The organism is Streptomyces sp. NPDC001728, from assembly GCF_040297565.1.
Classification (GTDB): Bacteria; Actinomycetota; Actinomycetes; order Streptomycetales; family Streptomycetaceae; genus Streptomyces.
Map to the genome: position 1 here is coordinate 24,808 of NZ_JBEOZK010000014.1, position 18,726 is coordinate 43,533.

Consider the following 18,726-nt stretch of genomic DNA (forward strand, 5'->3'; position numbering starts at 1 on the left):
CGCGCTCGGCCTCGGCCGGCGCGGTGGCCAGGACGTCCGGGGCCGGACCGACTGGTGCGCCTTCGACGGGCGTCCGGTCGTCAGCCGAGCAGGGCGTACACGGCGGTGGCGTGGGCGGCCGTCTCCTCGGTGCCCTCGGCCGTCACGGTGATGTCGGCGAAGGCCATCCGCTTCCCCGCCTTGCTGAGCCGGGCCCGCACCAGGACGTCGGCGCCGACGACCGCCCGCTGGAAGCTGATGGACTGCTGGACGGTGGTCATCGGTACGAAGCCGCCCCGGGCGGCGGCGACCGCGATGACCGTGGCGGTGTCGGCGGCGGCCATCAGCGCCTGTCCGGAGAGCCCGCCGCCCTCGCGGGCGAGCCGGTCCGACCAGGGGAGCCGCAGTACGGCCTCCTGGCCGTCGACGGCGGCGACCGAGAGCCCGAGATCGAGCACCCAGGGGGCGAAGTTGTCGGCGAGCAGCTGTTCCGCGGCGGCGATCGTCAGAGTCACGCGGTCATTGTGCGGCCCCCGCGCGGGGCCGGGCAACGGGTGCGCGACGCGGCCGGTAGCCGGGCAGCGAACGGCCGAGCTGGCGCAGCGCGTAGTGGGAGCGGGACTTCACCGTGCCCGCGGGGATGCCGAGTTCGACGGCGGCCTCGTTCACGGTGAGGCCGTGGAAGTAGAGCCGGACGAGGACCGCGCGGTGCTCGGGGCTCAGCTCGCGGACCGCCGCCCGTACGTCGAGGGCGGCCTCGGCCGAGGCGGTGGCGTCGGCCGGGTCGGGGGTGACGGCGAGGACGCCGTCGCCGATCTCGGCGGGCCGGGCGAGGCGTGAGCGCCGGGCGTCGATGGCGAGGCGACGGGCCACGGTGAAGAGCCAGGGGCGCATCGACCCGTAGGGGCCGTCGAAGGCCTCGGGGTGGAGCCAGGCCCGTACCAGGGTCTCCTGGGCGAGGTCCTCGGCCCGCTGGCGGTCCCCGTAGGTGAGCCCGAGCAGGAAGGAGAGCAGCGCGGGACCGTGGTCCCGCTGGAGCTCCTCAAGGGTCCGTTCGTCGGTGGTCGCCGTCGTCATGCTTCCCGCCTCTCCCGCGCTCGTCGTCCGGGGCGTATACGAGCGCATCCGGAAGGCGAGCGACAGGGAACGGACATCGGCCTGCGACGAACGGTCGCACCGAGCGACGAATGGCACGGCGAGCGGTCAGCCGGAGTCGCTGCGTCCGTTTCAGCGGGGTTCATGGCCTTCTGCGGCCTTGACCCTTGACTGAGGCTTTCCCGCGAGATCAATTCGTGTGAACACATGTTCATCCCACGAATCGGGGGAGTGCCGTCCATGACCTCACGCTCAGGACCCGCGGGGGTGGCGGCCCTCGCCGCCGTCCTGCTCGCGGCGGCGACCGGCTGCGCCGGCGGGCCCGCGCCGGCCGGCGGCGCCCCCACCCCCAGGGTCACCAAGACGGGCCCCGCCGTCCCGTCCGCGGCGCCCGGCGGCGCCTCCGCGCCCACCGGCTTCACCCTCGTCGCCTCCGGCGACGTCCTCCCGCACGACTCGATCATCCGCCGGGCAGCGGAGGACTCCGAGGGCGGCGGCTACGACTTCGCCCCGATGTTCGCCGGGGTGAAGTCCGTGGTCTCCGGGGCCGACCTGGCCATCTGCCACATGGAGACCGTCTACGGGAAGGGTGGCGGGCCCTACACCGGATACCCCGCGTTCAAGTCGCCCCCCGAGGTCGCCGCCGCGCTGAAGGCCACCGGGTACGACTCCTGCTCCACCGCCTCCAACCACACCCTCGACGACGGCGCCGACGGCCTCGGCCGCACCCTGGACGCCCTCGACCGGGCCGGTGTCCGGCACGCCGGATCGGCCCGTACGGCGGAGGAGGCGGCGAAGCCCACCCTGCTCAAGGCGGGCGGCGCCACCGTGGCCCAGCTCGCCTACACCTACGACACCAACGGCTATCCGATGCCCGAGGGGCAGCCCTGGGCGGTCCGGATGCTCGACGAGCGGCAGGTGATCGCCGACGCCCGCGCCGCCCGCGCGGCCGGCGCCGACGTGGTCGTGGTCAGCGTCCACTGGGGCACCGAGTGGCAGACCGAGCCCGACGAGCGGCAGCTCTCCCTCGGCCGCGCGCTCACCGCCTCGCAGAGCGGCGGACGCCCCGACATCGACCTGATCATCGGCACCCACGCCCATGTCCCGCAGGCGTACGAGAAGGTCAACGGCACCTGGATCATCTACGGGATGGGGGACCAGGTCGCCGGGGACATGATCAACCACGAGGGCGCCTTCGACCCGCGCGGCAACCAGGGCAGCATCGGCCGCTTCACCTTCTCCCCACCCCGGACCCCCGGCGCGCGCTGGGAGGTCACCCGGGCCGAGTTCGTGCCCCAGTGGTTCGACACCGGGCGCGGCCGGGTGGTGAACCTCGGCGCGGACGAAGGGAGCTCGCCGAACCGGTCGGACATCCGGGAGGCGATCCGGCAGGTGGTGCTCGGCAGGGGCGCGGCGAAGGACGGGCTGGTGATGGGGAAGTAGCCCCGCCACGCCCCTGGCCTCGGCGGCCGGCCCGGGACGGGCGGTGCCGGGCTCGGGACGGCCGCCCGTGGTCGCGCGCGGCCTGTCACGGGACGACGGTGACCGGCCAGCGGCCCGCCTTCACCAGCCGCCGCCACCGAGCCCATGAAACGGTGTCCCGCCGACTCGGAGGAGCCCACCACCACGGCGTCCGCCTTCAGCTCACCGGCCGCCTGGACCAGGCCCGCGTAGGCGTCGCCCCGGAAGGTGTGGAACTCCCAGCGGATCCGCCAGAGGTCCTTCACCCGCCCCCGGCCCCCGGCCCCCGGCCCCCGGCCCCCGGCCCCCGGCCCCCGGCCTCCGGCCGGGGGTGCCCCCATCTCGCTCCGCTCGGCGGACGTACGGATCTCCGCGACGAGGCCCTCCGCGATCTCCTCCGTGGTCCCGCTCACGGCCACGCCCATCGCGGCGCCCGCGATCACCGGCTGGACGTACACGAGCGCGAGCAGTGCGTTCCGGCGCCGGGCGAGCCCCGCCGTGTACGCCGTCGCGCGGAGGGAGGAGGCGGAGCCGTCGACCCCCGCCATGATCACTTTCGGGCCGTCGGTACCGCGTTCGAGCCGACCGGGCCGCTGTTCGGTCACCCCGGGAGGCTATCGGCTCATCGAGTGTTTTCGGACGGGTGGCCGGTGTCGGTGAGCTGCACAGACCCTCATCCATACGAACCATTGGTCATGAAAAACGATCAGATGCCTCAGGGGCGCCGGGCGGTGCTGCGGCTCGCCGCCGCCCTCGGCGCCACCGTCACCGTCGGAGCCCTCGCGGTGGACCGGCTCTCCGGCCCCGAGAGCGCGGCCCCCGGCGCCGCGCCCCCGGCCCCGCCCCACCGGGGCGGCACCGGAGCGGGTCCCGCCGCCGGACCGCAGGCACAGGCGCAGAAGCAGGCCGCGCGGCCGCGCCCCAGCTCGTACCGGCTCCAGCCGATGACCGCGTACGCGCCCCCGGCCTTCCGGCGCGCGGTGCCGCCGGTGCGGCAGCGGCCCTTCCTCAGCCTGTCCGGCGTCGGCCGGTCCATGGTGCTGACCTTCGACGACGGGCCGGACCCGCGCTACACCCCGGCCATCCTGGAGACCCTGCGCCGCCACGACTGCCGGGCGATGTTCTTCGTCTGCGGGGAGATGGCCGTCGACAACCAGGACCTGCTGCGGGAGATGGCCGCGGACGGGCACGTCGTCGGCAACCATTCCTGGTCCCACCCGCTGATCCCCAAGCTGCGGCCCTCCCGCATCCGCGACGAACTCGGTTCCACCAGCGAGGTCGTCGAACGGGCCCTCGGGGCGGCCCCGCTCTGGTACCGCGCCCCCTACGGGGCGTGGAACCGGCACTCCTTCGAGATCGGCGCCGAACTCGGCATGGAGCCGCTCGCCTGGACCGTCGACACCCTGGACTGGACGGAGCCCGGCACCGACACCATCGTGCGCCGCGCCCTCGACGGAGCCGCCCCCGGCGTCGTCGTCCTCTCCCACGACGCCGGCGGCAACCGCTCGCAGAGCGTCGCGGCCCTCCGCCGCTATCTGCCCGAGCTCCTCGACGCGGGGTACCACATCACCGTTCCCCGGCGCTGAGATCCGGCGCGTACGGCGACGGCTCCGCGCCCGACGGAAGTCCCCGCGTACGGCAAGGGCCCCGGCATCCTGAGGTGGCGGGGCCCTTCCGGTGCGCCCCGACTAGCGGGAGGCCACCATGCGGGCGTAGACGACCACGTTGCCGTCGTAGCCACGCGCGCGCGTGTAGCCGCCCCCGCAGGTGATGACCCGCAGCTCGGGCTGACCGGTGTCGGCATAGACCTGTACGCCGGGGAAGTCGTTCTTCGCGTACACCTCGACCCCGTAGATCTCGAAGACCGCGACCCGGCCGTCGTACCGGTCGACCTCGATGTGCTGGCCCTTCTGCACCGAGCCCAGGCCGTAGAAGACCGCCGGGCCCTTGGCGTTGTCGACATGGCCGACGATCACCGAAGTGCCGCGCTGGCCGGGGGCGATGCCGTTCTGGTACCAGCCGGCCAGGTTGGTGTCCTCGGGCGGCGGGGCAGCCACCCAGCCGTCCGCGTCCAGGCCCACGTCCATGATCGGCGCGGCGACCTGGATCGCCGGGATCCGGATCCGGGAGGCCGGGGCGAAGGTCAGCGGTTCCAGTCCGTCGCTCGCGCCGGGCGGCGGCGGGGTGACGGACCGGGCCACAGGACGGGCGGCGGCGGCGGGCTGCGGGGGGCCGAGCGCGGCGTCCACTCCGTTGCGCATCATCGCGAGCCCCGACAGCATGGCGAGGGCCAGGACGCCCCAGGGCCGGCGTCTCCTGCGCTCGAAGACGCGGAAGTCCTTCGCGGGCATGGTTCTCCCTTCATGGCGTCGTCAGAACGGTAGATCCGGTCTGACGGACCGTCACTCCGAACGGTCCGAACGGGTGGGGGAGGCCACCGGACGGAGGCCTTCCGGGCGCACGGCGGCACGGCCCGCCGGCCCTGACGGGCGGGTGACAGGGCGCTGACCCATCCGAGTAATCGTCAGATAAGCGGCCCGGAAGTCCCTGACCTGCGGTTACGTCCGCTCCAGGGGGTCGATCCCGGGCGTGTCGCCTCACCGGGGTGGACCAGCGCCGACATGCACGGCTCGCCCCGGCTTGTGATGGTTCGTCATGGAAGGCGTACTCGTCGAAACTCCCGGAGCACCGCTTTGGGGCGTCTTCCACTGGAGGTTCAACCATGCGTGCTGCACGCACTCTGGCGGTGACCGCCACCGCAATCGCGGCGGTCGGGCTCGCGGCCCCCCTCGCCGTCGCCACCAACGGTCCGAGCAACGTCACCGTCAACCCCTTCGACGTCCACGCGGGGTCGACGATCACGATCACCGCCAAGGGGTGCGGTCACGGTGGCACGGTGACGTCCAACGCCTTCCCCGAGACCAACCTCTCGGTCAACTCCAACGGGCTCTCCAGCGCCATCGCCCGTGTCCACAACCACGCCACCCCGGGCAGCTACAACCTCGCCGTGAAGTGCAGGGACAACTCCGCGGTGGTCACGCACCCGTTCCGCGTCCTCCCGGGCCGCGGCGCACAGGGCGGTCTCGGCGGCTCGCTCGCTCCCAGCTCCACCGAGATGGCCATCGGTGGCAGCCTGGTCGCCGCCGCCGCGCTCGGCGGGGGGCTCTTCATCGCCCGTCGCCGTCGTGCGACCGGTGCGGTCTGACCGGCCGAACCTCCCGGTCGTCCCGTAACGCCCGTCGCCCCCGAGTCCCGCAGGGACCCGGGGGCGACGGGCGTCCGGATCCCCTCGGGGACCCGGTGAGGGCGTCCGCCGCCCCGGTCCGGTGCACTCCGCCGCCTCAGTGGCGACGCGTACGGGCGGAACGGCGGCGCAGCACGTACGCGCCACCGGCCGCGGCGCCCAGGACGAGCGCCGCACCCGCGGCCAGTTCGACCGGGTCGAGGCCGTCGCCCACCGAGCCTCCGAGGCCGCCCCGGACCCCGCGCGGGGGAGTGAGCACGGTGGAGCTGATCGTCGGCGTGGCCGTGGGGATGCCGCTGACCGTCAGGGCGACGGTTTCCTGCACGCCGCCCGTGCAGTTGAAGGAGACCGTGTACACGGCCCCGCGCCGGGCGTCCTGGTCCACGGTGGCGGTCACCGCCGAGCCCGGTGCGATGGTGACGGTGTCGAAGACGCCGGCCGAGGCCGTGGCCGTACTGGCGCAGCCGGGCGCGCTCAGTGTCACCCGGCCGCCAGGGGCGACCAACGAGGGCGACACGACGAAATCGCCCGGTGCCTTGGCCCGTGCCACCCGCGGGTTCGGTGCGGGGGCACCGTCCGCCGCGACGGCGGCGGGGGCGGCCAGGGCGAGGGCGGCCGCCCCCAGCAGGGCTGTGGACGCGGCACGTATCGCGCGCATGGTGAATCCTCCGGGTCCCGAGGGGCAGCCGCGGAAGGGGGTTTCCGCCGAATACCGTGCGTGCACCTCGATGCCCGAAACGCTAGGAGCGCACTACCACAGCCGCGATCCCAGACGTGCGAATGGGGCACTGATGTCCCCCGTGCGGCCCACTCCTGGGGGCCGCGTCACCGGGTGACCTGCGGGAACAGGTCGGCGAACGGTGCGGCGGTGGCCGAGATGCCCCGGCCGAACGGCGCGTCGAAGTCCCAGATGAGGAACAGCAGGAACGCGATCAGCACGCTGAAGAGTCCGGCGAGCAGCAACTCCCGCCCGGTCCTGCGGATCTGCAGGGTGAAGATCAGGCCGACCGTCACCAGGGCGCCGACGATCAGACCGAACCACACCACTCCCGGCATGGTCTCTCCGGCGTTCTGCCCGCGGGCCCCCCGGGCGTCGTCGGCCAGTGTGACCTGGTCCACCAGCGGCTGGTAGGCCTGTCCCTCGAAGTCGTTGGCGGGCTGGTAGTCGGTGACGCTGCGCCGCACCCGGTCGAGCAGCGCGGTGCCCTGCTCGCTCAGCTCGCCGTGCTCGCTCATGTAGGTCCACTCGTCGTTGACCACGTAGGAGACGTACGCGTCGACATCGGCGCGGATGCGGGCGCGGACGTCCTGCGGGTACACCTCGACGCGGGCGGAGATCTCGTGCATCGCCTGTGCCTCCTGCCGCACGGTCTCCTGGGCGGCCCCGCGGGCCTCCCAGACGCCGGCGATGGCCAGTCCGAGGACGATCGCGTAGATCACGCCGATCATCATCGTCATGTACTCGATGACGTCGGGGGTCTCGCTGGGGTCGTCGTCCTCGGGGATGCGGCGGTTGTTGATGACGACGATGGCGAGGACGACGGCGCACGCGGCGGCCATCGCAAGGGTGAGAACGAGCCATTCAGACATGGAGATCCTTCGGCGGGGTACGGCGGGACGGCGGGACGGTGAAACGGTGCGGCGATGAAGCGATGAAGCGGTGAGGCGGCGGGACGGTGGGGCGGCCGGCCGGTGAGCGGGAGGGCCCGGAAGGGCGGTGGGACGGTGAGGGGTCCGTGCGGTGAAGTGGTGGTGCGGCCGGATCACTTGGACCGGGGGCGCAGGATCGCCGTCGCGAGCACGGCCGGGGCGGTGATCATCAGCGTCGCGGTGACGACGGACGTGCCGCCCTTGGGCTTGGTGTGGGTGGCGGGGCGGTAGTGCGGCAGGGCCACGGGCGTGGGGGCCGGGGGCCGGGGCCGTACGGTCGGCGGAGGCGTCGGGGAGGGCGGTGCCGGCGGCGCGGGAGCGGGCTCCGGCGGCCTCGTGGCCGGCGGCGCGGGGGACGGCGGCGCCGGTCGGGGCGTGGGCCTGGCGGCCGGTGGCTTCGGGACCGGGCGGGGCGGGCGCGGCGGGGGTGTGGGCGACGGCGGCTCCGGTTTCGGGGACGGCGTGGGCGTCGGGGACGGGGACGGAGTGGGCGTCGGCGTCGGGGAAGGCGTCGGAGTGGGCGTGGGAGTGGGCGTGGGGCACGGCGGGGGCGGTTCGGGGTGGCAGGGGTTCGGGTGGTGGTGATGCCCGTGGCCCTTGCCCTTGCCTTTCCCGTGCCGGTCGTGGCCCTTGCCCTTCCCGTGGCCGTCGTTCCCTTGGCCGTTGTCGTTCCCCCGGCTGTCGTCGTCGCCGTCGTGGCGGTCGCCCGCGACCGCCACCGCGACGTGGGAACCGCCCTGGTCGGTCGAGGCATAGGCGCAGGCGTCGGCGGCGACCGGCACGGGGGTGGCAATGAGCCACACCAGTGCGAGGGCCGCCAGTGGCCGCGCGAGGAGTGATCCGTACAGAGACACGCCGATGAGCTTGATCAGTGCGGCGGCACGAGGGGGTGGAAACGGCCGGGATTCGCCGGATGGAGGGGTTCTCCGCATGCACTGGTTTGACGTTTCGCCACCCCGGAGGCGGATTCGCCGCAATGCCCGGGTATCGACGGACGGCACGTTTGACGAAGTCTGTCGAGTCGGCCCGTTCCGGCCCCCGGAGCGATATCTGTCCGGTTGTCGCCCTGTCGGACCGGGCGTACGACGGGGCATCCTGCACCGGCGACCGGGCCCCGGTGGCGGCAACGGCCGAGGTGCGGGCGGGACCTGGGCGCGCACCGGGTGCGGCGGAGGTCCGCCGAAGAGTCGACGCACGATCAGATGCACGTGAATGTGCACAGCCTGAAGGCGTGAACTCTTCGTTCCAAGAGCACGTGCCAATGGCGTGTGACCAAGAACGGACCGCGAATTTCCGTTTCCACTCGCTCTCTCGGCGGGCGATCAGTAGCCTCACCTCGAACACCGGCCACGAACACAGGGCCGCATCCCCCATGGCGACTTGTTGGAGACATTGATGGAGCGTCCCGCCTGGGCTCCGCCTGGTATCGACATCTCGGTGCCGAGCGTGTCCCGTATGTACGACTTCTATCTGGGCGGCTCGCACAATTTCGAAGTGGACCGGGAAGCGGCCCGCAAGGCCATGGAGTTCATGCCTGGCCTGCCCAAGATCATGCAGGCCAACCGCGCCTTCATGCGGAGGGCCGTCCGGCACGCCGTTGACAACGACGTCACCCAGTTCCTGGACATCGGCTCCGGCATACCGACCTTCGGCAACGTGCACGAGGTCGCGCGGGCCGCCGACCCCGCCGCCCGCGTCGTCTACGTCGACCACGACCCGGTCGCCGTCGCCCACAGCCGCGCCGTCCTGGAGGGCGACGAGGGCGCCGCCGTCGTCGCCGCCGACCTGCGCAAGCCGGCCGAGGTCCTGCGCAGCCCCGAGGTCACCCGACTTCTCGACCTGGACCGGCCGGTGGCGCTGCTCCTCGTCGCCGTCCTGCACTTCCTGGAGGACGCGGACCGGCCGTACGAGGCCGTCGCCGAGCTGGTCGACGCGCTCGCGCCCGGCAGCCTGCTCGTCCTCACCCACGCCTCGTACGAGGGCATCCCGCTCACCGAGGAGCAGGCGGGCGGCACCGTCGGGGTCTACCGCAACATCCGCAACCCGCTGGTGATGCGGTCGGGCGAGGAGATCAGCCGCTTCTTCGCGGGCACCGAACTGGTCGAGCCCGGTCTCGTCCCGATGCCCGACTGGCGACCGGAGAGCCCGGTCGAGGAGGAGGACCCGTACGCCTTCTCCGGTTTCGCAGGGGTGGGGCGCAAGGCGTGAAGGTCCCGTCGCAGCCGTCGGGCGCCGTCGCCGAAGCGGACGGCCCGGAGGACAGACTCAGGCGGTTCGTCACCATCTGGAGCCGCGCGATCTTCCCGGTGACCGCCACCTCGCTGACCCGCGCCGAGTTCGAGGGGCATCTGCTGCCGCTGGCCCGCACCCTGTGCGACGCCCTGCACGCGCGGCCCTTCGACACGGCACCGGCCCAGCGCACCGGCGCGGCGCTCGTCGCCGCCCACTGCACCGACCCGGACGCCCTCGGGCGCAGCCTCGGCGTCGTCGACTCGTACCTGGTGCTGTACTGCGGTACGGATTCGGACCTGCCGGCCGAGGAGCTCAGGGCCCGCTGCTCCCGCCTCCAGCACGCCATGGCCACCGGCTACGCGCAGGCGCTCCGCGAGCGGACCCGCGCCGAGCAGGAGGCCATCGCCCGCTCCGCGCTCAGCGCCCGCAGTGCCGCCGAGATCGCTCTGCACGCCACCGAGAGCCGCTTCCGCGCGGTCTTCGACGGGGCGGCCATAGGGATCGGCATCGCCGACCTCGACGGCAACGTCCTGGAGGTCAACGAGACCCTCACCCGGATGTTCGGCGGTATGGAGAGCCCCCTGCGCAGCCGCAAGGTGAGCGAGTGGGTCCACCCCGAGGACGGCCCGCACGTCTGGAAGCTGTACGAGGAGCTGGTCCGCGGCGACCGCGAGCACTACCGGGTCGAGAAGCCCTACTACCGGGGCGACGGAACGGTTCTGTGGACCAACCTCACCGTCTCGCTGCTCCGCGACGCCGAGGGCACGCCCCAGTACCAGCTGGCGCTCATGGAGGACACCACCGAACGGCGTCTGCTCCATCTGCGCCTGCGGTACGAGGCCACCCACGACGCGCTCACCGGACTGCCCAACCGGACCCTGTTCTTCGAGCGCCTGGAGAAGGCCCTCGCACCCGGCGACAACCCCCGGTTCGGCCTCTGCTACCTCGACCTCGACGGGTTCAAGGTCATCAACGACAGCCTCGGCCACTCCACCGGCGACCGGCTGCTCGTGGAGGTCGCCGACCGGCTCCAGACCTGTGTCACCGGCTCCGGCGAGATGGTCGCCCGGCTCGGCGGTGACGAGTTCGTCGCCCTCACCACCGCCCCCGGCGGCGAGCGGGACGTCACGGAACTGGCCGACCGCATCCTCGCCGCGCTCGCCACCCCCCTCCGCATCGACGGCCGCGAACTCACCGTGCGCGGCAGCCTCGGTGTGGTCGAGGGCCCGGCGGGGGAGCGGACCGCGGCCGAGGTGCTGCGGAGCGCCGACATCACCATGTACCGGGCCAAGTCCGCGGGCGGCAACCGCTTCGAGCTCGCCGACCCGGAGGCCGACGCCCGCGCCATCACCCGGCACGGACTCACCACCGCCCTGCCGACCGCGCTCGAACGCGGCGAGTTCTTCATCGAGTACCAGCCGCTCGTCCACCTCGACGACGGCAGCGTGCACGGCGCGGAGGCGCTCGTCCGCTGGTGCCACCCGCAGCACGGGGTGCTCGGCCCCGACCGCTTCATCCCGCTCGCCGAGGACACCGGGCTCATCGTGCCGCTCGGCCGCTGGGTGCTCCAGGAAGCCGTCCGTCAGGCCCGCTTCTGGCAGACCCGGCACTCCGACGGCGGCCCGCTGCGGATCAACGTGAACCTCTCCCCGACCCAGCTCCACCACCCGCGCCTGGTCGCCGACACCGTCGACGTCCTGGAACGGTCGGGGCTCGAACCGGGCGCGCTCTGCCTCGAAGTCACCGAATCGGCGCTCATCGGCGCCGACGAGGACCTGCTGAAGCCACTGCGGCAGCTCGCCGAGATGGGCGTGGACATCGCGCTCGACGACTTCGGCACCGGCTACTCGAACCTGGCCAATCTGCGCCGGCTGCCGGTCAGCGTCCTCAAGCTCGACCGCTCCTTCACGCGGGGGATGCAGCAGCACCCGGTGGACCCGGTCGACCTCAAGATCGTCGAGGGGATCGTCTCACTGGCCCACAGCCTGGAACTCGCCGTCACCGTCGAGGGCGTGGAGACCGGAGCGCAGGCCCGCCAGCTGCGGGACCTCGGCTGCGACACCGCTCAGGGCTGGTACTACGCCCGCCCCGGCGCCCCGGACCGGATCCACTCGCTGCTGCTGGCGGACGCGGTCTGAGACCCGGGCGTACGCGTACGGGACCGGCCTCCCCCCCCCCCCCCACGAAGCCGGGCCTACGACACCGGCCTCCCCCCACGAAGCCGGGCCTACGACACCGGCCTCCCCGCACGAAGAGGGGAGGCCGGGAAGAAGCACGGGGGAGGAAAGCGGAGAGGCTAATTCATGGAGTATGAGAAGGAAGCCTCTCCATGGCCTCGCCCCGGAACGACCGTAGCACTCAGGCGGGCAGCAGGTCGCGCAGATTTTCCGGGGTGAGCACGCGCGAGCCCGGAGCGAGGCCGTCCGGACGCTCCAGACCGATGTACGTGACCGGGGTGTCCGGCAGCGCACGACCGTCCCACAGGGTCACCGGCGCCCCCGACTCCCGCATCAGCGCCACCAGATGACGGACCGTCAGCGGCGTCCGGCCGAGCAGGCCGCGCAGCAGGACCGCGATCGACACCCGGTGCTCCTCGACCCGGTTCGCCGACGGTGTGCCCCGCAGGTACAGATGCAGCCAGTGCGCGTGCCAGCGGCCCTCGTCGTCCCGCCGGAACGCGAGCGGCAGCGCCACCCGGCCAGGCCCCCGCAGATCCGACTTCATCCGGACGGTCCGCGGCTCGAACGGCCGGCCCGCCTGCGCGGACTCGCGCAGCATGAAGCCGAAGAAGCACTCCGCCGCCTCGTCGAAGCCCTCGCCCGAGAAGACGTGCACCTGCGGAACGATGAAGGTGCCGCGCACCGCGCCGAGCCGCAGGTCGATGAACTCGGAAGCCCCGTCGGGCGCCGAGGTGATGTCACCTGAGTGCTTGCCCTCGACGTCGGTGAGCGCCGTGTACGAGAGCCAGGTGACCGTCGCGTGGTTCTCGTCAAGGACGAGCGCCGACAGATCGTGGTCGGTGGTGCGCCCGGCCTCCCTCCAGTACGTGAAGAAGCGCAGCAGCTCGCCCTCGACCGGTGAGACCGAGCCGCGCGGCAGGACGCCGAACCCCGCCGTGGCCGCCCGGCCGCTCAACGGCAGTGCGACGTGCAGGACTTCGGGATCGATCAGGAGGTGTCCGGGGTCCGGCAGCCGGCGCCGGGTCTCCGCGTCGAGCATCTCGACGAGCCGTTCGCGGACGGCGTCCTCCAGCGGTGCGCGCGTGTCGGTGGTGACCCAGGCCTTGCCCTCCCGGTTCACGAACACGCGGCGCTCGGGACTCCTGCCGGTGCGGTTCTGGACGTGCTCGCGCACCGACAGGACGACCCGGCCCGAGACCTCCGGCGCGGCCCGCTCGGCGGCGGCGAGTACGGCATCCCGCTCCTTGCCCTCCGCGGCGCCGCGAAGAAGCCGGTCCAGGGCGCGGAACAGGCGTCCCGGGGCCGCCGTGGCCAGCAACTCCGCCGCACCCGCTACCTCACCCCGTACGAGCAGCTCCTCCAGCCGGCTGTCGATCGACGGCACCTTCCGCTCGCCCCGGGCGACGGCGAACACCTCTGCGGCGTGCGGCAGATGAGGGTAGTCGTGGGGATGCAGCCGCTCCCCGAGCCGCTTCCACGCCTCCGCGTGCGCGGACACGTCCGCGAGCTTGGCCGGGGACGCGGCCACCACCGCGTCGAGCCCCGTGAGCAGGGTGCGGCGGTACGGGCGGGACAGCGCGCGGAAACGGGTCGGCTCGCGCAGGGTGACATCGCCCTCCGCGAGGGCGCAGGCCAGCCGCAGGACGTCGGTCACGGTGTCGAGCAGCGGCGCGGCGGCCACCCGCAGCCGGGCGCGGTTGACCACGGCGCGACTCTCCCGGACGGTGATCGTCTCGGGCTGGGGGCCGTCCGCGCAGTGCTCGGCGAGCACGGCCAGGTCCCGCAGGTGCTCCTCGCCGAGCGGGGTCGTACTGCCGGCCAGGGCCAGATAGAGCCCCGATACCTCGGCCTCCGCGTCCCCTCCGAGATGCAGCACCGTCAGCCGGTCACCCGCCGCCGCGATCAGCTCGTCGTGGGCGGCGAGCATCTCCTCGTACGTGTGCCCGTAGCGCCCGTACGACGGGAGGGTCAGCAGGTCGAGGACGCCCGCGCGCAGCTCGTCGAGCGCCCCGGCGCCGACGGCGCCGTCCTCGATCGCCTCGGCCACGCAGGCGATCCAGAAGTCGAGCGTGTCCGGCACGTTGGCGGGGAAGTCGACGAAGTGGACGTTGTGCCGCACATGGTCGCCGAGGAGTTCGCGGACCGTGACGAGGGTGCGGACGGCGGTCTCGACGACCGTGGGCCCGGCCAGGCCCGAGAGGCGCTCGATCAGCTCGGCCGACAGCTTGAAACCGGCGGTCATCAGGGCCGCGTCGAACCGGCGCGCGGCGGCGGTCCCGTCCCCGGCGGGGCCGGTGGGGCAGGGGAGACGGAGGGAGTGCCGGACGACCAGATGTTCGAGAACGTGGACCATGGGGGCATGCTCGCAGCCGCGCACCGCCGGCCGCACGCGGATTTCGCGGCCGGGGGGCGGGGCCGGCCGACTGCCACCGGGCGAGGCGCCTCACCCGGTGGCAGTCGGCCCGTCCGGCCCCTCCGGGCCGACGCGTCGCGAGGCCAGCAGGATCCGCTGGAGCTCCCGCGCCGCCCTCGGTGGAGCCACATCGCTCCGGTGCGCCAGCGCGATGGTCCGGCGCAGGCCCGGCCGGGCCAGGGCGGTCACCCGGAGGTCCCGGCCGCCGCGCGCCGCCACCATCGCGGGGACGACCGCGAGCCCGAGGCCGGCCCGTACAAAACCGAGGACGGCGTCCAGCTCGCCGCCCTCGACGGTGAACGTGGGCTCGAAGCCCTCCGCCCGGCACGCCGCCACGGTCAGTTCCCGCAGGTCGTAGCCGTGCCGGAACATCACGAGCGGCTGGTCGCGCAGGTCCTTGATCCGCACCGGTCGGCGCGGCCCGGGCGCCGAGGCCGCGGAGACCACCACCAGGTCCTCCCGCAGCAGCTCCACGGTCGTCAGTGCCGGTGACGGGGTCGGCAGCGGGAGCACCACCAGCGCCAGGTCGAGGGCGCCGCGCGCCAGCTCCCGTACGAGGTCGTGCGAGCCGCCCTCCTCGATGAGCAGCTCGATCCCCGGGTGGAGGTCGTGGAAGACCCGCAGGACGTCCGGGAGGAGGCCCGTGCACAGGCTCGGGGTCGCGCCGAGCCGCACCCGGCCCCGCTTCAGCTGGGCCAGCTCCTGCACCTCGATCCGGGCCGTCTCGGTGTCCGCGAGGATCCGGCGCGCGAGCGGCAGCAGCGCTTCGCCCGCGTCGGTCAGCGTGATGTTGCCCCGGGCGCGGCTGAACAGCTCGGCGCCCAACTCCTGTTCGAGCGCCTTGATCTGCTGGGAGAGGGAGGGCTGGGAGACATGGACGCGCTCGGCGGCCCGAGTGAAGTGACGGGTCTCGGCCACGGCGACGAAGTAGAGGAGCTGCTGGAACTGCATGTCCCCAGGGTAGGGGACATGAATAGGCGCCGCCTATCGAGATCAGCCAGACCATGTCTTGGACCTCTCGGGCCCTTCGGCCCTAGCGTCATGTGCATGGCTCTGGCACCCACGAGGGACCGGACGACGGGCCGCCCGCCGTCCCCCACACCGTCACGCGGATTCCTGTCATCGACCCTCGGCAAGAAGACGGTCATGGCCGTCAGCGGGCTGATCATGCTCGGCTATCTCGTCGTCCATGTCGCCGGCAACCTGAAGGTCTTCTTCGGCCCCGAGGAGTTCAACGCCTACGCCCACTGGCTGCGGGTCATGGGCGCCCCCGTCCTCCACCACGAGTGGGCCCTCTGGCTCGTCCGGATCGTGCTCCTCGCCGCCGTCGTCGGCCACGCCGTCTCCGCGTACCAGCTCAGCCGCCGCGACGTGAAGGCCCGCCCCACCGCGTACGTCCACCGCCGCAAGGGCTCCTCCTACGCGACCCGCACCATGCGCTGGGGCGGGATCATCCTCGCCCTCTTCATCGTCTGGCACGTCCTCGACCTCACCACCGGCACCGTCCACCCCGGCGGCTTCGAGGACGGCAAGCCCTACCAGAACATCGTCGACACCTTCTCCACCTGGTACGGCAACGTCATCTACATCGTCGCCATGCTCGCCGTCGGCCTCCACGTCCGCCACGGCTTCTGGAGCGCCGCCCAGACCCTGGGCGTCGGCAACGCCCGCCGCGAACGCCTCCTCAGGGCCACCGCCAACGCCCTCGCGCTCGTCCTGACCGCGGGCTTCATCTCCGTACCCGTAGCCGTCATGACCGGAGTGGTGAGCTGACATGAGCTTCCTCGACTTCGCGACCGGTGAGCCGGTCGTCGATCACACGGCCCCCGCCGGCCCCATCGCCGAACGCTGGGACACCCGCCGCTTCCAGGCGAAGCTGGTCAACCCCGCCAACCGCCGCAAGCACCGGATCATCGTCGTCGGCACCGGCCTCGCCGGCGGCTCCGCCGGCGCCACCCTCGCCGAACAGGGCTACCACGTCGTCCAGTTCTGCTTCCAGGACTCCCCGCGCCGCGCCCACTCCATCGCCGCGCAGGGCGGCATCAACGCCGCCAAGAACTACCGCAACGACGGCGACTCCATCCACCGCCTCTTCTACGACACCGTCAAGGGCGGCGACTTCCGCGCCCGCGAGTCCAACGTCCACCGGCTCGCCCAGATCTCCGTCGAGATCATCGACCAGTGCGTCGCCCAGGGCGTCCCCTTCGCCCGCGAGTACGGCGGACTCCTCGACACCCGCTCCTTCGGCGGCGTCCAGGTCTCCCGCACCTTCTACGCGCGCGGCCAGACCGGGCAGCAGCTCCTCCTCGGCGCCTACCAGGCGCTGTCCCGGCAGATCGCCGCCGGGAACGTCGAGATGCACGCCCGTACGGAGATGCTGGACCTCGTCGTCGTCGACGGGCGGGCCCGGGGCATCGTCGCCCGCGACCTGATCACGGGCGAGATCTCCACCCACTACGCCGACGCCGTCGTCCTCGCCAGCGGCGGCTACGGAAACGTCTTCTACCTCTCCACCAACGCGATGAACTCCAACGCCACCGCCGTCTGGCGGGCCCACCGGCGCGGCGCGTACTTCGCCAACCCCTGCTTCACCCAGATCCACCCCACCTGCATCCCGCGCACCGGCGACCACCAGTCCAAGCTGACCCTGATGAGCGAGTCGCTGCGCAACGACGGCCGCATCTGGGTGCCGAAGGCCAAGGGCGACACCCGGCCCGCCGCCGACATCCCCGAGGACGAGCGCGACTACTACCTGGAGCGCATCTACCCCTCCTTCGGCAACCTCGTCCCCCGCGACATCGCCTCCCGAGCCGCGAAGAACGTCTGCGACGAGGGCCGCGGCGTCGGCCCCGGCGGGCAGGGCGTCTACCTCGACTTCGCCGACGCGATCGGCCGGATGGGCCGGGCGGCCGTCGAGGAGAAGTACGGCAACCTCTTCGACATGTACGAGCGGATCACCGCCGAGAACCCTTACGAGGTCCCGATGCGGATCTACCCCGCCGTCCACTACACGATGGGCGGACTCTGGGTCGACTACGACCTCCAGACCACCGTCCCCGGCCTGTTCGCCGTCGGCGAGGCCAACTTCTCCGACCACGGGGCCAACCGGCTCGGCGCCTCCGCCCTGATGCAGGGCCTCGCCGACGGCTACTTCGTCCTCCCCGCCACCATCAACGACTACCTGGCCCGCCACCCCCACGCCGAACCGCTCACGGACGAACACCCCGCCGTCCGCGAGGTGCTCGCGGAGACCGAGGACCGGCTCCACCTCCTCCTCTCCGTCGACGGCGACCGCACCCCCGACTCCTTCCACCGCGAACTCGGCGAACTCATGTGGGAGTACTGCGGGATGGCCCGCACCGAGAGCGGTCTGCGCACCGCCCTCGACCGGATCCCCGAGATCCGCGAGGAGTTCTGGAGCCGCATCAAGGTCCCCGGCACCGGCCAGGAGTTCAACCAGTCGCTGGAGAAGGCCAACCGGATCGTCGACTACCTGGAACTCGCCGAGCTGATGTGCCTCGACGCGCTCCACCGCGCCGAGTCCTGCGGCGGCCACTTCCGCGAGGAGTCCCAGACCCCCGACGGCGAAGCCGCCCGCCGCGACGAGGAGTTCGCCTACGCGGCGGCCTGGGAGTTCGGCGGAACCGGTGCGGCTCCCGTCCTCCACAAGGAGGACCTCACCTTCGAGTACGTCCACCCCACCCAGCGGAGCTACGCATGAGGCTCACCCTGCGCGTCTGGCGCCAGAAGAACGCCCACGCCCCCGGCGCCATGTCCACCTACGACGTGGACGGCGTCTCCGACGACATGTCCTTCCTGGAGATGCTCGACACCCTCAACGAGGACCTCATCCTGCGCGGCGAGGACCCCGTGGCCTTCGACCACGACTGCCGCGAGGGCATCTGCGGCGCGTGCAGCCTCGTCATCAACGGCGACGCCCACGGCCCCGAGCGGACCACCACCTGCCAGCTCCACATGCGGTCCTTCCGCGACGGCGACACGATCGACGTCGAACCCTGGCGGGCGTCCGCCTTCCCCGTCGTCAAGGACCTCGTCGTCGACCGCTCCGCCTTCGACCGGGTGATCCAGGCCGGCGGCTACGTCTCCGCCCCCACCGGCTCGGCCCCCGAGGCGCACGCGACCCCGGTCCCCAAGGCCGACGCCGACTCCGCCTTCGAGCACGCCGAGTGCATCGGCTGCGGAGCCTGCGTCGCGGCCTGCCCCAACGGCTCCGCGATGCTCTTCACCTCGGCCAAGGTCAACCACCTCAACGTGCTGCCCCAGGGCTCGCCGGAGCGCGAGACCCGGGTCCTCGACATGGTCGCCCAGATGGACGCGGAGGGCTTCGGCGGCTGCACCCTGACCGGCGAGTGCGCGACGGCCTGCCCCAAGGGCATCCCGCTGCCGTCGATCGCGGCGATGAACAAGGAGTGGCTGCGGGCGCGGCGGAAGGTGAAGGGGTAGGCGCGGGG

The 18,726-nt window shown here is 72.7% G+C and carries 16 protein-coding genes and 1 pseudogene; 8 read left to right on the top strand and 9 right to left on the bottom strand.

Features of this window, described 5'->3' with window-relative positions; translation table 11 throughout:
- Positions 1-80: 80 nt before the first annotated feature.
- Both ABT154_RS21070 and ABT154_RS21075 read right to left on the bottom strand, forming a co-directional pair.
- Positions 81-494: a PaaI family thioesterase gene (locus ABT154_RS21070; RefSeq protein ID WP_351858352.1), complete on the bottom strand. Its 414-nt coding sequence runs from the start codon at positions 492-494 to the stop codon at positions 81-83.
- Between the two features lie 4 nt (positions 495-498).
- On the bottom strand, positions 499-1,056 hold the full coding sequence (locus tag ABT154_RS21075; protein WP_351858353.1) for a sigma-70 family RNA polymerase sigma factor: 558 nt from the start codon (positions 1,054-1,056) through the stop codon (positions 499-501).
- Positions 1,057-1,314: 258 nt separating this feature from the next.
- Between ABT154_RS21075 and ABT154_RS21080 the strand changes: the two genes are divergently transcribed.
- Positions 1,315-2,517, top strand: coding sequence for a CapA family protein (locus ABT154_RS21080; RefSeq protein WP_351858354.1), 1,203 nt, complete (start codon positions 1,315-1,317; stop codon positions 2,515-2,517).
- A gap of 85 nt (positions 2,518-2,602) precedes the next feature.
- On the opposite strand, the pseudogene ABT154_RS21085 reads toward ABT154_RS21080, so the two are convergent.
- Positions 2,603-3,140 (bottom strand): annotated as a pseudogene (locus ABT154_RS21085) (universal stress protein).
- 90 nt (positions 3,141-3,230) lie between these two features.
- Here ABT154_RS21085 and ABT154_RS21090 point away from each other — a divergent pair.
- Positions 3,231-4,121: a polysaccharide deacetylase family protein gene (locus ABT154_RS21090; RefSeq protein WP_351858355.1), complete on the top strand. Its 891-nt coding sequence runs from the start codon at positions 3,231-3,233 to the stop codon at positions 4,119-4,121.
- Between the two features lie 102 nt (positions 4,122-4,223).
- Here ABT154_RS21090 and ABT154_RS21095 read toward each other — a convergent pair whose 3' ends face one another.
- Complete coding sequence (locus ABT154_RS21095; protein WP_351858356.1) at positions 4,224-4,886, bottom strand: class F sortase; 663 nt, start codon at positions 4,884-4,886, stop codon at positions 4,224-4,226.
- Positions 4,887-5,257: 371 nt separating this feature from the next.
- Between ABT154_RS21095 and ABT154_RS21100 the strand changes: the two genes are divergently transcribed.
- On the top strand, positions 5,258-5,740 hold the full coding sequence (locus tag ABT154_RS21100) for a hypothetical protein (RefSeq protein WP_351858357.1): 483 nt from the start codon (positions 5,258-5,260) through the stop codon (positions 5,738-5,740).
- A gap of 136 nt (positions 5,741-5,876) precedes the next feature.
- Here ABT154_RS21100 and ABT154_RS21105 read toward each other — a convergent pair whose 3' ends face one another.
- The 3 genes from ABT154_RS21105 to ABT154_RS21115 all read right to left on the bottom strand — a co-directional run bounded on the left by ABT154_RS21105 (position 5,877) and on the right by ABT154_RS21115 (position 8,283).
- The gene (locus tag ABT154_RS21105; protein ID WP_351858358.1) at positions 5,877-6,437 is read right to left on the bottom strand and encodes a hypothetical protein; all 561 of its coding nucleotides are present in this window, start codon (positions 6,435-6,437) and stop codon (positions 5,877-5,879) included.
- Positions 6,438-6,604: 167 nt separating this feature from the next.
- A complete protein-coding gene (locus ABT154_RS21110; protein WP_351858359.1) occupies positions 6,605-7,369 on the bottom strand; it encodes a bestrophin-like domain in 765 nt (254 codons plus the stop codon).
- A gap of 173 nt (positions 7,370-7,542) precedes the next feature.
- Positions 7,543-8,283 carry a hypothetical protein gene (locus ABT154_RS21115; RefSeq protein WP_351858360.1) on the bottom strand — a complete coding sequence of 247 codons (741 nt, stop codon included), beginning with the start codon at positions 8,281-8,283 and terminating at the stop codon, positions 7,543-7,545.
- A 541-nt stretch (positions 8,284-8,824) separates the two neighbouring features.
- On the opposite strand from ABT154_RS21115, the gene ABT154_RS21120 reads away from it, so the two are divergent.
- Both ABT154_RS21120 and ABT154_RS21125 read left to right on the top strand, forming a co-directional pair.
- Positions 8,825-9,637 (top strand): SAM-dependent methyltransferase, encoded by an 813-nt coding sequence (locus tag ABT154_RS21120; RefSeq protein WP_351858361.1) that lies wholly within the window; start codon positions 8,825-8,827, stop codon positions 9,635-9,637.
- Positions 9,634-11,799 (top strand): putative bifunctional diguanylate cyclase/phosphodiesterase, encoded by a 2,166-nt coding sequence (locus ABT154_RS21125; RefSeq protein ID WP_351858362.1) that lies wholly within the window; start codon positions 9,634-9,636, stop codon positions 11,797-11,799. The genes ABT154_RS21120 and ABT154_RS21125 overlap by 4 nt, the downstream gene beginning before the upstream one ends.
- Positions 11,800-12,019: 220 nt before the next feature.
- Here ABT154_RS21125 and ABT154_RS21130 read toward each other — a convergent pair whose 3' ends face one another.
- A complete protein-coding gene (locus ABT154_RS21130) occupies positions 12,020-14,194 on the bottom strand; it encodes a hypothetical protein (protein ID WP_351858363.1) in 2,175 nt (724 codons plus the stop codon).
- A 90-nt stretch (positions 14,195-14,284) separates the two neighbouring features.
- A complete protein-coding gene (locus ABT154_RS21135) occupies positions 14,285-15,205 on the bottom strand; it encodes a LysR family transcriptional regulator (RefSeq protein WP_351858364.1) in 921 nt (306 codons plus the stop codon).
- Positions 15,206-15,301: 96 nt separating this feature from the next.
- Here ABT154_RS21135 and ABT154_RS21140 point away from each other — a divergent pair, with 96 nt between their 5' ends.
- The 3 genes from ABT154_RS21140 to ABT154_RS21150 are packed head-to-tail and all read left to right on the top strand — an operon-like array spanning position 15,302 to position 18,718.
- Entirely contained in the window at positions 15,302-16,027 is a 726-nt protein-coding gene (locus ABT154_RS21140; RefSeq protein ID WP_502969556.1) for a succinate dehydrogenase, read from the top strand.
- A 1-nt stretch (position 16,028) separates the two neighbouring features.
- Positions 16,029-17,975: a fumarate reductase/succinate dehydrogenase flavoprotein subunit gene (locus tag ABT154_RS21145; protein WP_351858365.1), complete on the top strand. Its 1,947-nt coding sequence runs from the start codon at positions 16,029-16,031 to the stop codon at positions 17,973-17,975.
- On the top strand, positions 17,972-18,718 hold the full coding sequence (locus ABT154_RS21150; protein ID WP_351858366.1) for a succinate dehydrogenase/fumarate reductase iron-sulfur subunit: 747 nt from the start codon (positions 17,972-17,974) through the stop codon (positions 18,716-18,718). Before ABT154_RS21145 ends, ABT154_RS21150 begins: the two co-directional genes overlap by 4 nt.
- The last annotated feature ends 8 nt before the right edge of the window (positions 18,719-18,726 follow it).